The organism is Isoptericola sp. NPDC057191, from assembly GCF_042670225.1.
Taxonomy (GTDB): domain Bacteria; phylum Actinomycetota; class Actinomycetes; order Actinomycetales; family Cellulomonadaceae; genus Isoptericola.
This window is the reverse complement of the sequence record NZ_JBHUWC010000030.1, coordinates 1-14,037: the sequence shown is the minus strand read 5'-3', so window position 1 is coordinate 14,037 and position 14,037 is coordinate 1. Positions and strand designations below refer to the sequence as shown.

The 14,037-nt window shown below is 76.1% G+C and carries 14 protein-coding genes; 6 read left to right on the top strand and 8 right to left on the bottom strand.

Annotated elements, in window-relative coordinates; all coding sequences use genetic code 11:
* Positions 1–25 precede the first annotated feature (25 nt).
* The 5 genes from ACFT55_RS06680 to ACFT55_RS06660 form a co-directional block, all read right to left on the bottom strand.
* Entirely contained in the window at positions 26–1,399 is a 1,374-nt protein-coding gene (locus tag ACFT55_RS06680) for an MFS transporter (protein WP_380242858.1), read from the bottom strand.
* Positions 1,396–2,349, bottom strand: coding sequence for a ChbG/HpnK family deacetylase (locus ACFT55_RS06675; RefSeq protein WP_380242856.1), 954 nt, complete (start codon positions 2,347–2,349; stop codon positions 1,396–1,398). Before ACFT55_RS06675 ends, ACFT55_RS06680 begins: the two co-directional genes overlap by 4 nt.
* Positions 2,346–3,512 (bottom strand): ROK family protein, encoded by a 1,167-nt coding sequence (locus ACFT55_RS06670; RefSeq protein ID WP_380242853.1) that lies wholly within the window; start codon positions 3,510–3,512, stop codon positions 2,346–2,348. The genes ACFT55_RS06675 and ACFT55_RS06670 overlap by 4 nt, the downstream gene beginning before the upstream one ends.
* Positions 3,513–3,619: 107 nt before the next feature.
* Entirely contained in the window at positions 3,620–4,417 is a 798-nt protein-coding gene (locus ACFT55_RS06665; RefSeq protein ID WP_380242880.1) for a glycosyltransferase family 2 protein, read from the bottom strand.
* 396 nt (positions 4,418–4,813) lie between these two features.
* A complete protein-coding gene (locus ACFT55_RS06660) occupies positions 4,814–5,647 on the bottom strand; it encodes a DUF5926 family protein (RefSeq protein ID WP_380242851.1) in 834 nt (277 codons plus the stop codon).
* Positions 5,648–5,970: 323 nt separating this feature from the next.
* On the opposite strand from ACFT55_RS06660, the gene ACFT55_RS06655 reads away from it, so the two are divergent.
* The 4 genes from ACFT55_RS06655 (at position 5,971) to ACFT55_RS06640 (ending at position 9,083) form a co-directional block, all read left to right on the top strand.
* Entirely contained in the window at positions 5,971–7,356 is a 1,386-nt protein-coding gene (locus tag ACFT55_RS06655; protein ID WP_380242849.1) for a CoA transferase, read from the top strand.
* A 151-nt stretch (positions 7,357–7,507) separates the two neighbouring features.
* On the top strand, positions 7,508–8,101 hold the full coding sequence (locus ACFT55_RS06650; RefSeq protein WP_380242847.1) for a sulfite oxidase-like oxidoreductase: 594 nt from the start codon (positions 7,508–7,510) through the stop codon (positions 8,099–8,101).
* Positions 8,098–8,808 carry an FAD-binding oxidoreductase gene (locus tag ACFT55_RS06645; protein WP_380242845.1) on the top strand — a complete coding sequence of 237 codons (711 nt, stop codon included), beginning with the start codon at positions 8,098–8,100 and terminating at the stop codon, positions 8,806–8,808. Before ACFT55_RS06650 ends, ACFT55_RS06645 begins: the two co-directional genes overlap by 4 nt.
* Complete coding sequence (locus ACFT55_RS06640; RefSeq protein WP_380242843.1) at positions 8,808–9,083, top strand: DUF6510 family protein; 276 nt, start codon at positions 8,808–8,810, stop codon at positions 9,081–9,083. Before ACFT55_RS06645 ends, ACFT55_RS06640 begins: the two co-directional genes overlap by 1 nt.
* Before the next feature lie 6 nt (positions 9,084–9,089).
* Here ACFT55_RS06640 and ACFT55_RS06635 read toward each other — a convergent pair whose 3' ends face one another.
* The 3 genes from ACFT55_RS06635 to ACFT55_RS06625 form a co-directional block, all read right to left on the bottom strand.
* Positions 9,090–10,067, bottom strand: a complete 978-nt coding sequence (locus ACFT55_RS06635; RefSeq protein ID WP_380242841.1) for a Ppx/GppA phosphatase family protein — start codon at positions 10,065–10,067, stop codon at positions 9,090–9,092.
* Positions 10,068–10,158: 91 nt separating this feature from the next.
* On the bottom strand, positions 10,159–10,539 hold the full coding sequence (locus tag ACFT55_RS06630) for an SHOCT domain-containing protein (protein ID WP_380242839.1): 381 nt from the start codon (positions 10,537–10,539) through the stop codon (positions 10,159–10,161).
* Between the two features lie 176 nt (positions 10,540–10,715).
* On the bottom strand, positions 10,716–12,146 hold the full coding sequence (locus ACFT55_RS06625) for a glutamyl-tRNA reductase (RefSeq protein WP_380242837.1): 1,431 nt from the start codon (positions 12,144–12,146) through the stop codon (positions 10,716–10,718).
* A 49-nt stretch (positions 12,147–12,195) separates the two neighbouring features.
* Here ACFT55_RS06625 and hemE point away from each other — a divergent pair, with 49 nt between their 5' ends.
* Entirely contained in the window at positions 12,196–13,350 is a 1,155-nt protein-coding gene (gene hemE, locus ACFT55_RS06620; RefSeq protein WP_380242835.1) for a uroporphyrinogen decarboxylase, read from the top strand.
* The coding region (locus ACFT55_RS06615) for a protoporphyrinogen/coproporphyrinogen oxidase (RefSeq protein WP_380242833.1) at positions 13,347–14,037 on the top strand (691 nt) is incomplete at its 3' end. The genes hemE and ACFT55_RS06615, both read left to right, overlap by 4 nt.

Below are 14,037 nucleotides of genomic sequence, written 5' to 3'. Positions count from 1 at the left end.
CCTGCGCCCTGACCCAGTCCCCGGGTCAGGGCGCGGCGGCCGGGACGGGAGCGCTCGCCGCGGACCGCAGCGGGTACAGCCAGAAGCAGACGAACGCCAGGGCCGCGAGGACCACCGGCACCCCGCCGAGCAGGAGGCGGACACCGGTGGCGACCTCGGGCGCCTGCGCCGTCGCGCCCTCGACGTACCCGCTCGCGGCGAGCACCCCCGCCACGACCACCGCCTGCACGACCACCGCCCCGCGCACCACGAAGCCGTTGGCGCCGAAGTACATGCCCTCGCGGCGCAGGCCGGTGCGCCGCTCGTCGTCGTCGATCACCTGCCCGAGCGTCACCTCCAGCACCTGCATGAGGCCGGCCACCCCCAGGCCGACGGCGAGCCCCGCGGCGCCCGCGCCGAGCACGGTCGTCGGCAGCAGGTACAGGCACGTCGCGAGACCGTAGACGGCGACCACCGCGAGCATCGTCGTGCGCGGACCGAGCCGCCGCACCACCCACGACCAGCCCCAGATCGCGGGGATCGCGGCCACGAAGATCGGCGCCAGCATCAGCGTGGAGTCCGCGTCGGCACCGCCCACGGTGTACTTCACGTAGAACGGGACGCCCGCGAGGAGCACCGCCGTCGTGCTCTGCAGCAGCAACGAGCCGACCACGTAGGTGACGAAGGCGCGGTTGGCGAACGTGTACCGGAGCTGGTCGCGCAGGCCGACCGTGGACTCGCGGGCGCGGGCCGCGTCGTCGGCGTCGCGCTCGACCATCCCGGCCAGCGACCACGCGAAGAACCCGGCGCACACCACGGCGAGCGCGACGCCCATCCAGGCCCAGCCGATCGAGTCGTACAGCAGGGGCGCGCCCGCCGTGCCGAGGATCATGCCCACCAGCGCGAACAGCTGCCGCGGGCTGTTGCCGCGCGCCCGCTCCGCCGTCGTGCGGAAGATCTCGGGGAACAGCGCGGACACGTTGAGCACCACCGCGACGTACGCGACGTCGAACATGGCCACGACGACGAGGAACCACACGACCAGGACCGCCGGCGTGGTCGCCGGCGGCATCCACACGAGCGCGAACGCCACGACGAGGGGCACGATGCCGAGCACGATCCACGGGACGCGCCGGCCCCACGGCGTGCGGTGACGGTCGGAGGCGGCGCCCACCAGGGGGTTGAGCAGCGCGTTGAGGATGCCGTGCGCCACCATCGCGGCCGCGACCCAGCCCGCGGGCACGCCGAGGTGGTCGACGTAGAAGAACACGACGAACGCGGAGAACGTCTGGAGCATGAGGTTCGCCGGGAACGCCGACGCACCGTAGGCGACGGTCTGCGCGCGGTCCGGCGCCCCGACGAGCCGGCGGTCGCGCAGCCGCGCGAGCATCCCGCCCTGCCGGAAGGGCGGGTGGCTCACCGCTCGCCCCGCTGCACCGCGCGCAGGTCGCGCCAGCCCACCCGCACGAGCCCTTCGGCGGCGACGGTGGCCGCGACGTCCGGGTCGCGCAGCAGCCGCTCCTCGTAGCCCCGCTTGGTCGCCGCGTAGTCCACCGCGTCGGACAGCTCGTCGCCGGCCAGCATCGGGTGCAGGAAGATCTCCGTGACCCCCCGGCGGACGTCCCGCAGCAGGTCGAGGAAGGCGGCCTTGACCGTCTCGTAGTCCTCCGCGTCGGGCGTGCCCTCCCCCGCCAGCTCGAAGGGGTGGGTCCACAGCCGGTCGAGGATGACGACTCCGGCCGCGTCGGCCGCCGCCGTGGCCGCGTCGAGGAGCTCCTGCGAGCCGGGGGCGTCCGGGTCCGCGCCCATGGCACGCAGCCCGTCGAGCGAGCGCGGCAGCCGGAAGGGCAGCCCGCGGGCCGCCGCCAGCGTGAGCACCTGCGGCAGGAACGAGCGCCCCGTGGCGAGCCCGTAGACCGAGCCCATGTGGTTGTCGAGGTGGCTGACGTCGAGCCCTGCCGCGAGCGCCGCGTCGAGCTGGGCCGCGAGCTCCGCGGCGACGTCGTCGTCCGAGGCCCCCCGCTCGACGGCGTCCACGTCCGCGGGGAAGTAGCCGGCGGCGTCCACCAGCGACGTGCCCACCCCCGTGAGCGGGCGCCACCGGTACCGCGTCCACTCGCTGGTGAGCACGAGGTGCACGCCGACGTCGAGGCTCGGGTCGGCGGCGGCCGTCGCGAGCGCGTCCGGCGCCCACGGGCACGGCACCATCACCGTGGCGGAGTCGAGGTGACCAGCGGCCAGCAGCGGCATGATCGCGCGGTTGGCCGCCCGGCACATGCCCAGGTCGTCAGCGTTGAGGATGATCGCCCGGGCACCCGGCGCCAGGCCGAGCCGCGCGGTGAGGTCCGAGGGCGCGTCCGGCGCGCTCACCGGGCCGCCCCGCCGACGCCGTCGAGCGCGGCCGCCGCGTCCGCGGCCGCCGCGTCGCGCAGCGCCTCGCCGGCCGCGCGGCCCGCGCCCAGCACCGCGCCGTCCCCGCCGAGGGGCGACGGCTCGATGCGCACGGGCAGGACCGCGACCCGGTCGCGCAGGAAGGCGGTGACCCGCCGCGCGACGGGCGGGCGGGCGGCCTCGTCCGCGAGGATGAAGAGCTCGGGGTCGAGCACGATGGCGAGCGTCGCGACGACCACCGAGATGCGTCGGGCGATCTCCGCGACGACCTCGTCGGCCACACCGTCACCGGCCTCGGCGCGGTCGATCAGCTCCCGCACCGTGACGTCCTCGGGCAGGTCGTGGTCCTTGGCGAGCGCGGCGACCGCGACGTCGCCCAGCACCTGCTCGCCCAGCGCGTGGCCCGGCTGCGGCAGGAACGCGACCTCGCCCGCGATGCCCGCCGCCCCTCGGTGCAGGTGACCGTCCAGGACGACGCCCGCACCGAAGCCTGCGCCGAAGGAGAGCGTGACGAACGACGACCGGCCCTGGCCGGCGCCGAGCTGCTGCTCCGCCACGGCGGCCAGGTTCACGTCGTTGTCGAGGGAGACGGGGCAGCCGAGGGCGTCGGCGAGGGCGTCGTGGAGCGTCGTGCCGCCCTTCTCGAACCCGGGGACGTGCAGCACGGTGGTGTGGTCGACCCCGACGACGGCGGGGAACGCCACGACCGCGCGGCCGACCTCGACCCGGCGGCCCGGGGCGAGCCGTGCCGCCACGTCCTCGCGGCACGAGTTCGCGAGCCCTGCCGCGGCGCGGGCGCGGGCGACGGGCGTGCGCTGCACGTCGCGGCGCTCGGCGCGTGCCCGCACGGCGCCCGTCGCGTCCACCAGGGCGACCCGCACCCGGTCGCGCGCGACGTCGACGCCCAGCCCGAACGCGGCGTCCGGGTCGACCTGGACGCGACCTGCCGCGCCGTCCGGGGCGACGACCGCCCCCGTCCGGACCAGCGCCTCGATCGCTCGCGCGACGGTCGCGGGGGGCAGCTCGGTCGCCTCGACGACGGCGGCCTCGGCGACGGGCTCACCGGACGCCAGCGCGTCGAGCACGGCGCGGACGTCGGGCGCCCGCAGCGCGCCAGGTGTTCCGGGGTCAGCGGTGGGCATCGGGCCTCCGTCGGGAAGGGTGGGACAGGAAGGTCCCGCCGGGCTGCGAGCCTAGTCACGCCCCCTGGGGTTGTCGACGTCGGCGTCGGCGCAGATCAGGGCGGTGCTCAGGACGGCGCGTGGTCCCGCGAGCGCCCGATGCCGCGGACGGCGTCGACCGCCCCGCGCACGCGCCGCGCGTTCACGGCGAGCACGACGTCCCGGTACTGACCGGCGCGGTGGAGCTGCCCCTTGAGGTCGTTGGACGACGCCCGGTGCCGCAGGTCGCACGGCACCTCGACGGCCACGTACCCCTGGCGGAGCAGGTCGATCGTCATGCCGGTCTCGACGCCCCAGCCGTGCGCCAGCGGCGTGGCGGACTCGAACGCCTCGCGGGTGAGGCAGCGCATGCCGGACAGCGGCTGGCTGGGGCTCCACCCGGTGAGGTGCTGGATGGCGCGACGGGCCGTGCCCACGACGATCCCTCGGCCCCCGGCGCCGGTCTGCTTCGGCAGCAGGGCGATCGCGAGGTCGGCGACACCCTCGCGCACGGGGGTGACGAGGGGCGCGGTGTTGACGGCCGTGTCGCCCAGGTCGCCGTCGACGAACAGCAGGAGCCGCGGGGCGCGCCCGTCGGCGTCGCGCATGGCGACGACCGCCGCCCCCGTCTCCATCGCGGCGGCCTTGCCCCGGTTGTGCGAGTGCCGCACGACCACGGCGCCGGCGTCGCGCGCCACGTGCTGCGTGTCGTCCGTCGACCCGTCGTCGACGACGAGCACGAGGTCGACGTGCGGGATCGCGCGGGCGGACCGGACCGTCGAGGCGATGCGCGCCGACTCGTCCTTGGCAGGGATGATCACGGCGACCCGCTGGGGGTTGCGCCGCCCCTGCGCCGTCGGCGGCCGTGGCGTCTTGGCGACGGGCAGCGCACCCACGCGGGTGGCGACCGACGCGCTGGCGCTCCCGTCGGTGCCGGCGACGGCGTTCCGGTCGCCGGCGTCGGCCTGGCTGGTGGACACCTCAGCGCCCGTACGGGTCGCTCCGCGGTCCGTGTTCACGACTCCCTGCCTGTTGGGTCTGCCTGTGGGTCTCTGCCCGTGTCGGCCGGACGGACGACGCCCGCCGGCGCTGCTGTGCGATGACTCCTTGGGAGAATCACCGGGGATCAGAAGAGCAAACTTTTCCCGAAGAACTGTACTCCCCCGGAAGGCCCGATCTCTGGTCAAGAAAGGGTGTCGTCCGGGACGTGCCGTGAAGATCGTGCGGAGCCGCCGCCGGGCTGCGGTGCCACCGCGCGGCACCCGCCGCGCGCGAGCGCCGCGTCAGCGCAGCGTCACCTGTCGGGAGACGATACCGGCCCGTGCCCGTCGCTCGTTCGCGTCCAGGGGGTCGGTGACCGCCAGCGCCTCGTCGAGCCGCGTGGCGAGCTCGGCCACGGGCTCCTCGAGCTCCGCCGCCTCCGTGCCGCGGGGCAGCTCCCAGACGGGCACCACGAGCCCGCAGGCGCGGAACATGCCGAGGAACTTGCCCCCCGCGAGGCCCGACTCGCGGCGGGCGTGCAGGCGGGCGATCGCGTCCACGACACGGTCCTCGTCCTCCGTGCGCGCCCAGCGCAGGAACTCGCGCGACATCCGGCACCAGTACGCCGAGGGCACCGACGCCAGCTTCACCGTGGGGATGGACGCCTCGGCGGCCTCGTCGAGCGACTCGCGGATCTCGTCCGTCATCTCGGTGCCGGAGTCGAGCCAGTAGTCGTAGCCCTCGTGCACGGTCACCTCGAACGGGACGTCGAGGTCGAGCACGTCCTGCAGGCGCGGGTCGCCGTCCTGCGCGGCCGGCAGCTCCTCCGGCAGCACGCCCGTGCCGGGCTCCGCCGCCGCGGCGACGAGCAGCGCCGACGCCAGGTCGCGGCTGAGGTCGTCGGCGCTGCCCATGCCGTGCAGCGCGAGCAGGACGGTGCCGTCCTCGCGGTGCAGCGCGCACCAGCCGCCCGGCAGGACGGTCGTGACGACGACGTCGCGCGCCCCGTGGTCCGCGGTGGTCCGCGCGGTGGCCGTCGCGGACGGGACCACCTCGCGCAGGGCGACCCAGTCCGCCTCCCCCGGCAGACCCTCGAACGGACGCAGGACGGGGGCTGTCGCGGTGCTCTTGGCCATGCCCGCGATCCTATCCGGCTCGCGCGTGCCCGCTCCGCCCGCTGAGTAGCCCGCTCGCCCAGGAGGAGAGCCCACCGATCCTGCCGAGGTAGTCCACCACCCGCCGAGGTAGTCCACCTCCCGCCGAGGTAGTGCGGATCTCGCCGAGGTAGTTCACCTCCCGCCGAGGTAGTGCGCGATCTGAACTACCTCGGCGCGGTCTGAACTACCTCGGCACGGCCCCAACTACCTCGGCACGGTCTGAACTACCTCGGCACGGTCTGAACTACCTCGGCAGGGTCTGAACTACCTCGGCAGGAGGGGCGCGTGAGTACCGTGGCGGCATGGACGGCTGGCGGCGCCTCGTGGCGGAGTACCGGTCGGGCGTCGCGCCCGGCCTCGGCGACGGCGTGCACGGCGACCACGGCGAGCACGGCGAGCACGGCGACCCGCCCGCGCTCGACGGCGCGCGGGACGGGTGGCTCGCCGCGACGCTGCCGGCGCTCGACCTCGCGCTCGGGTCCGTCGCGGCGCTGTGCTCCGCGGCCGGCCGGGCGGGGGCGACGGGCACGCTCGTGGACCGGGGGCCGTCGCCGGCGCGGGTGGCCGCGTCGTTCGGCTCGGACCGGCTGCTGCGGCTGGACGGACGGCCGGTGCCAGGGTTCGCGCCGCTGTCGGGGTTCTTCCGCACGGCCGACGGCTGGGTGCGCACGCACGCGAACTACCCGCACCACCGTGTGCGCCTCCTGCGGCTGCTGGGCCTGCCCGACGGCACCGACCGCGACGGCCTGACCGCCCACCTCGCGGGCGCCTCGGCTGCCGCGCTGGAGGACGAGGCGGCCACGGCGGGAGCGATCGTCGTCCGCGTCCGGGACGAGGCCGGGTGGCGCGCGTCCGCGCCCGGGGCCGCGGCACGCCAAGGGCCGCTCGTGCGGGTCACGGCCCGGGACGACGACGCGCGCCCCGCCGCGCTGCCCGGCGGGCCGACGCCGCTCGCCGGCGTGCGGGTGCTCGACCTGACCCGCGTCATCGCCGGGCCCGTCGCCACCCGGACGCTGGCCACCCTCGGCGCGGAGGTGCTGCGCGTCGACCCTCCGGTGCCCGCGGAGATCCGCCACCAGCACCTCGACGTCGGGCAGGGGAAGCGGACCGCGCTGCTCGACCTGCGCGACCCCGGCGACCACGAGCGCGCCCAGGCGCTGCTCGACGGCGCGGACGTGCTCGTCACCGGCTACCGTCCGGGCGCGCTCGACGCGTTCGGGCTGCGCCCGCCGGCCGGCGCCGTGGTGGCCCGCGTCTCCGCCTGGGGCGACGCCGGCCCGTGGGCGGGCCGACGCGGCTTCGACTCGATCGTGCAGGCGGCGTCGGGCATCGGGCTCCTCGAGTCCGCCGACGGCGACACCCCGGGCGCGCTGCCCGCGCAGGCGCTCGACCACGCGACGGGCTACCTCCTGGCCGCGGGCGTCGTGGACGCGCTCGTCGCCCGCGGACGCGACGGGCGCGGGCGGGACGTCACCGCGGCGCTGGCCCGCACGGCGGCCTGGCTGCTCGACGCCGACGGCCGCGACCCCGGTCACCCCCCGGCGGCGGCACCCGGGCCGGAGGAGGTGGTGAGCCACGGCCACCAGCCCCGCGTCACGACCGCCCGGCCCGCCCTGCCCGGGGTCGACGACCATCCCGCCCCCGCCCGTCCGTGGGGTGCGGACCACGCCGCGTGGGTCGCACGATGACTGGCCGCACGACGAGCCGCACGACGAGCCGCGGCGCGACATGCGGTGACACGCCCGCAGAGGTGCGCCGCGCCCGCGGCTCTGGTCTCATACGAGTGGTGACGGGACGACCGCGCCGGTCCCGGCGGAGAGGCTCGACGATGGAGGTCCGATGGGCGTCGTGACACGAGGGTTCGGCGGCCGCCGCCCCGAGCCGGAGCACGAGATCCCCCCAGGGCAGTTCGTCACCGACGACTTCCCGGTGCTCTCCGCGGGCCCGACGCCGAACGTCGACGAGGCGCACTGGGAGCTCACCGTCCGCGCGGAGCTCGGCGAGGGCCACAGCTGGACCTGGGAGCAGCTCATGGCGCTGCCGGCGGAGGACATCGAGACCGACATCCACTGCGTCACCCACTGGTCCAAGCTCGGCACCACCTGGCGGGGCGTGTCCCTGGACACCCTGCTGGAGGACGTCGAGACCAGCGCGGAGTTCGTCATGGCGCACTCCTACGGCGGCTACACGACGAACGTGCCGATGCAGGACTTGCTCGACGGGCAGGCGTGGGTCGCGTTCGAGTTCGAGGGCGAGCCGCTCGACCCGGTGCACGGCGGCCCGGCGCGGCTGCTGGTGCCGCACCTGTACTTCTGGAAGAGCGCCAAGTGGCTGCGCGGGCTGGAGCTGATGGACGCCGAGGACCTCGGGTTCTGGGAGCAGAACGGGTACCACGCCTACGGCGACCCCTGGCTCGAGCAGCGGTACGCATGAGCTGGCACGTCGCGACCGTCGTCGGGGCCCGCCCCCTGACCGACACGGCACGCGAGCTCACCCTCGCCGTGCCGGGGTTCGCGGGCGCGCTGCCCGGCCAGCACGTCGACGTCCGGCTCACCGCGCCCGACGGCTACCAGGCCACCCGCGCCTACTCCCTCGCCACGGCGGGCGTGGACGAGCGTGTCGACCTCGTGGTGGACGAGGTCCCGGACGGCGAGGTGTCGCCCTACCTGGTGCGCGACACCCGTCCCGGGGACCAGCTCGAGGTGCGCGGCCCGCTCGGCGGGTACTTCGTGTGGCACGACGACGACCCCGCGCCCGTGCTGCTCGTCGCCGGCGGCTCCGGCGTCGTGCCGTTCCTCGCGATGACGCGCGCCCGGAGGCTGTCCGGGCGCCGCGCGCCGTTCCGGCTGGTGTGCTCCGTGCGCCGCCCCCTGGACGCGATCGGGCACGAGGAGATCGACACGCCCGACCCCGGCCTGGACGTGCGGTGGGTCTACACCCGCGAGGTGCCGCCGGGATGGCCGACGGCCCCGGCCCGCATCACGGCGGACGACCTTTCCGCCCCCGGGTTCGGGCCCGAGGACGGGACGGACGTCTTCGTCTGCGGGCCCACCGGGTTCGTCGAGGCGGCCGCCGCGCTGCTCACCGGGCTCGGGCACCCGCCCGACCGGGTCCGCACCGAGCGTTTCGGAGGTGCCTGATGTCGGAGCCCCACGGCACCGCTCCCCTCGACGGGTCGGCCCTGGCGGGGACGCTGGGCGAGTTCTACGCGTTCGAGGCCACCCGCGCCGTCGTGCGCTGCGCCCACTGCGGGCGCACGGACGTCGTCGCCCGCACCACGGTGCACCTCTCCGCGATGGGCGCCGTCGTGCGCTGCGCGACGTGCACCGCCGTCCTCCTCGTCGTGGTCGAGCGGCCCGACGGCACGCGGGTGTCGACGCCCGGCGTCGCCTGGGTGCAGGCGCCCGCCGGCTGACGACCGCTACATCCGGTCCAGGCGCTGCAGCACCGCGCCCTCGCGCAGCGCCCACGGGCAGATCTCGACCTCGTCGACGCCCAGCGCACGCATCGTCTCCTCCGCCACGACCGCGCCGCCGACGATCTGGTACGTGCGGTCCGGGGTGACGCCGGGCAGGGCGGTGCGCCCCTCGGCGGGGATGCGGGCCAGGCGGGGCACCCAGTCGGCGAGCTGCGCCAGCCGCAGCCGCCAGCGGTCGTCAGGCCCCACGGCCTCGACCTGCATCCCGGCGAGCCGCGCGAGCGACCGGAACGTCTTGGACGTCGCCACCACGTGGTCCGGCGCAGGCACGGCGGCGAGCCGGTCGACCACCGGTGCGAGCAGCGTGCGGGCGTGCACCCGCAACGCCTCGACCTCCTGCGGGGACGGCGGGTCGTGGGGCAGCAGCTCCCGCGTCGTACGGCCGGCACCGAGCGGGACCGACGCCGCGAGATCGGGCTCCTCGTCCACCCCGCAGGCGATCTCGAGGGACCCGCCGCCGATGTCGAGCACGAGCAGCCGCCCGGCCGCCCACCCGTGCCAGCGGCGGGCGGCGAGGAACGTCAGCCGCGCCTCGTCCTCGCCGGACAGCACCAGGACCTCGCGCCCTACCCGCTCGGAGATCGCGGCCAGCACCTCGGTCCCGTTCGCGGCGTCGCGCAGCGCGGACGTGGCCATGGGCAGCAGCTCCTCGACGGCCGACTCCCGCGCGAGGGCCATGACGTCGTCGACCGCCGCGAGCAGCGCGCGCCGGCCCTCCGCGACGACCGCGCCGTCGTCGTCCAGGTAGCGCATCAGCCGCACCGCGATCTTGCGCTCCGCGTGCGGCACGGGGCGCACGCCGTACCGCGCGTCCATGACGAGCAGGTGCACGGTGTTGGAGCCGATGTCGATCACGCCGAGCCGCGGGGCGGGAGCGCGGCCCGGGGTCGAGGGCGCGGCGGGCGCCGCCGTCGAGGTCATGTCAGCCGAGCGTAGCGGCGGGTGCGGCGCAGACGACGACGCCCGGCCCCGACAGCGCGGGACCGGGCGTCGCAGGTGCTGCGGTGCAACGTCAGGAGAGGGCCTTCGCCTTGAGCGACGCGAACTCCTCCGGGGAGATGGTGCCCTCGTCGAGCAGCTTCTTCGCCGAGGCGATCTGGTCGGCCGGGGTCGCCTGCGCGGCCACCGACTGGATGTAGCTGTCGGTCGCGCTCCGCGCCTCCTTGACCGCCGCGATCTGGCGCTCGGACATGCCGCGGCCACGGGCGATGAGGTAGACGAGCGCGCTGAGCAGAGGCAGGAAGATCAGGAAGATGATCCAGAGCGCCTTCCACCAGCCGGAGAGCTTGTGGTCGCGGAACAGGTCCGTGAGGATCTGGAACAGCACCATGAGGTAGGCGATGAAGAGGAAGATCCAGACCAGGAACCAGATGTAGTCCCAGAAGCTGTCCATGTCGGTGATTCCTTCCGTTGCGGGTCAGGCTTTCGGTAGCGGACCCGGCACCCGTACCGGCATCCCGCGTCTCGCAAGGTAGTGCCGACAAGCAGGACGCGCGCGTTGAAACGGGGTGATCTGGGCCCCGAACCGGCGAACCGGGCTCTGCGGGAGGTTCTCGACAGCGGGTGGCGTCAGCGGCCGACGACGCGGTCGGCGTCCGTCGCGAGCGCCTCGGCAGCCGCCACCACGGCGGCCTCCTCGGCCCGGGCCCGCGCGAGCGCGTCGGCCCGCACGGCCACGATCTGCGCGTGCAGGGCGGAGTGCGCCCGCTTGCGGACGTCGCGCGAGATGGCGTCCACGTCGGCCTCGTCCGGGGTCTCCCCGCGGGCGGCCAGCTCGGTGACGAGGCGGTCCACGGCGGCGTCGACCTCGGCCCGCACCCGGTCCTCGGCCGCGTCGAACAGGGCGACGACGGCGGCGTCGGCCGCACGGCCCAGGCGGGTCTCCTCGAACTCGGCGGCCGCGTCGTCCACGATGCGGCGCGCCCGGTCGACGACGTCCGCCGCGGTCGCGGGGGCGTGCGCCTTGAGCGTCCCCAGGTCGTACAGCAGCACGCCCTCGACGTCGGCCACGCGGGGGTCGACGTCCCGGTGCAGCGCCAGGTCGAGCACCACCAGGGGCCGCGGCTCCGGCTCGTCGCCGGCGGCCGCAGCGGCGCGCTCGCGCGAACGCACCACGGCGGCGGCGTCGAGCACGTACTCCAGGGAGGCCTCGGCGCCCGCGTCGGGCGGGCCGGCGGGACGGCGGCCGCGGGCACCCGAGCACGACACCACCAGGTCGGCGTCGGCCAGCGCATCGACCAGGTCGCGCACCGGCTCGACCTCGTGCCCCTGGGCGAACGCCTCGGCGCGGCCCGACCGCGAGTACACCCGCACGTCGTCGCAGCCGCGGGCGCGCAGCGCCGCCACGGACGCCCCGGCGTACGAGCCGGTGCCGATGAGCACCACGCGCACGCCCCGCCACGACCCGTCGTGGCCGGAGCCGCGGCGCAGGTCTCGTCCGGCGAGGTCCCCGCCCGCGAGGTCCCGGCCCGCGAGGTCGAGGCCCAGCGCCACGACCGACCGCCCGGCCGCGCCGAGCTCGGTCCGGGTGCCGACCCGCTTCGACGTGCGCGACGCCGTCTGGAAGAGCAGCTCGAGCGTCTTGGACGTGGTGCCGTCGGCGCGCGCCTCCGCGAGGGCGCGCTTGACCTGGCCGGCGATCTCACGCTCCCCCACGACCATCGAGTCCAGGCCGGCGGCCACGGTGAACAGGTGCGACGTGACCTCGGGCCCGGTGCGCACCGTGAACGACTCCGCCGCGACCTGCTCGGTCACGCCCGAGCTGGCCGCCACCACGGCCGCGACGTGCCGCGTCGCGTGCCGCACCGCGTCGCCGTGCACCGGGGCGTCGACGTCCAGGTACAGCTCGAACCGGTTGCACGTGGAGATCACCACGGACCCCTGCACGGGCCCGCACGCACCGACGGCGGCACGCCCGACGGAACCCGAGCCGGTGGACAGCCGCTCGAGCGCGTCCAGGTCCAGCTCGCGGTGCGAGGCGGTGAGGGAGAGGAGTACCACAGTGCTCCCACTTTAAGAGAGGCGAACGGGAGGGGCAGAATCATGGACCGTGACATCCCCCACGCTCCCGGTCGAGCCCACCCTGCTGCCCACCGACCACCCGCTGGTCGACGGCCGGACGACGCACGCCCCGCTGGTGCGTGCCCTGCGGGGGGACCGTCCGGACGTGACCCCCGTGTGGTTCATGCGGCAGGCCGGCAGGTCGCTGCCCGAGTACCGCGAGGTCCGTCAGGGGGTAGGGATGCTCGACTCCTGCCTCCGGCCACCGCTCGCCGCGGAAATCACCCTCCAGCCGGTGCGCCGCCACCACGTGGACGCCGCGGTCTTCTTCAGCGACATCGTCGTGCCGCTGCGCCTCGCCGGCGTCGACGTCGACATCCAGCCCGGCGTCGGGCCGGTCATGGACCAGCCGTACCGGACCGCCGACGACGTCGCCCGGCTCACCTCCCGCACCCTCGACGACGGCGCCCTGGCGCCGATCGCGGAGGCCGTGCGCCTCACGGTGGCCGAGCTCGGCGACGTGCCCCTGCTCGGCTTCGGGGGTGCGCCGTTCACCCTCGCCGCGTACCTCGTGGAGGGCCGCCCGTCGCGCGACCACCTCGCCGCGCGCACCCTCATGCACGCCGACCCCGAGACGTGGGGGCGGCTCACGGCCTGGACCGCCGAGCTGACCGGCCGGTTCCTGCGCACGCAGGTCCTGGCGGGCGCGTCGGCCGTGCAGCTCTTCGACTCCTGGGCGGGCTCGCTCGCCCTCGCGGACTACACGCGGCACGTCGCGCCGTCGTCCACGGCCGCGCTGGCGCACGTCGCGGACCTGCGCGCACCCGGGGCCGACGGCGCGCCGGGCGACGGGCTCGCCGCGATCCACTTCGGCACCGGCACGGGCCACCTGCTGCCCGCCCTGCGTGACGTGCTCGACGCCGCGGGCATCACCCACCCCGCCGTCGGCGTCGACTACCGCACACCGCTCGACGAGGCCGCCGCGCTGCTGGCCGACCACGAGCGCGGCGCGGTCCCCGTCCAGGGCAACATCGACCCCGCGCTGCTCGGCGCCCCGTGGCCGGTCCTCGAGGCGCACGTGCGCGACGTCGTCGCCCGTGGCCAGGCCGCGCCCGGGCACGTGGTGAACCTCGGCCACGGCGTGCCGCCGGACACCGACCCGACCGTCCTGACGCGCGTCGTCGAGCTGGTCCACTCGCTGTGACGCCCCTCCCGCCGCTCGGCGCCCCCGACGCCGCGTCCCCGCCCGTGCGGGCCGCGGAGCACGTCGACGCGGTCGTGGTCGGCGGCGGGATCGGCGGCCTCGTCGCCGCGCGCACGCTCGTGCGGCGCGGCCTGCAGGTGGTGCTCCTCGAGGCCTCCGACCGTGTCGGCGGCCCGGTGCGCGGTGGCGCCTTCGGGTCGGTGCCGCGCGTGCGCCTCGACCTCGGCGCGGAGTCCTTCGCGGCGCGCGGCACGGCCGTGACGGACCTGGCCGACGAGCTCGGGCTGGACGTCGTGAGCCCGGCGCCCCTGTCGGCCTGGGGGTACGCCGGGGGGCACACGTTCCCGCTGCCGAAGGCGGGCGTGCTCGGCATCCCGTCCGTGCCGTGGGCGCCGGACGTGCGGCGTGCCGTCGGCTGGCCGGGCGTGGCCCGCGCCGCGCTCGACCGGGTGCTGCCGCGCTTCGTCGCGGACCCGACGGACCTGGGCTCCCTGGTGCGGTCGCGGCTCGGCCGGCGCGTGGCCGAGCGGCTCGTGGCCCCCGTCGCGACCGGCGTCCACTCGGCGCCGCTGGACCGGCTCGACGTCGCCGCCGTCGCCCCCGGGCTGCTCGACGCCTTCGCGCGGACCGGGTCCCTCTCGCTCGCGGTGGGCGAGCTGCGGGCGGCCGCGCCCGCCGGGTCGGCCG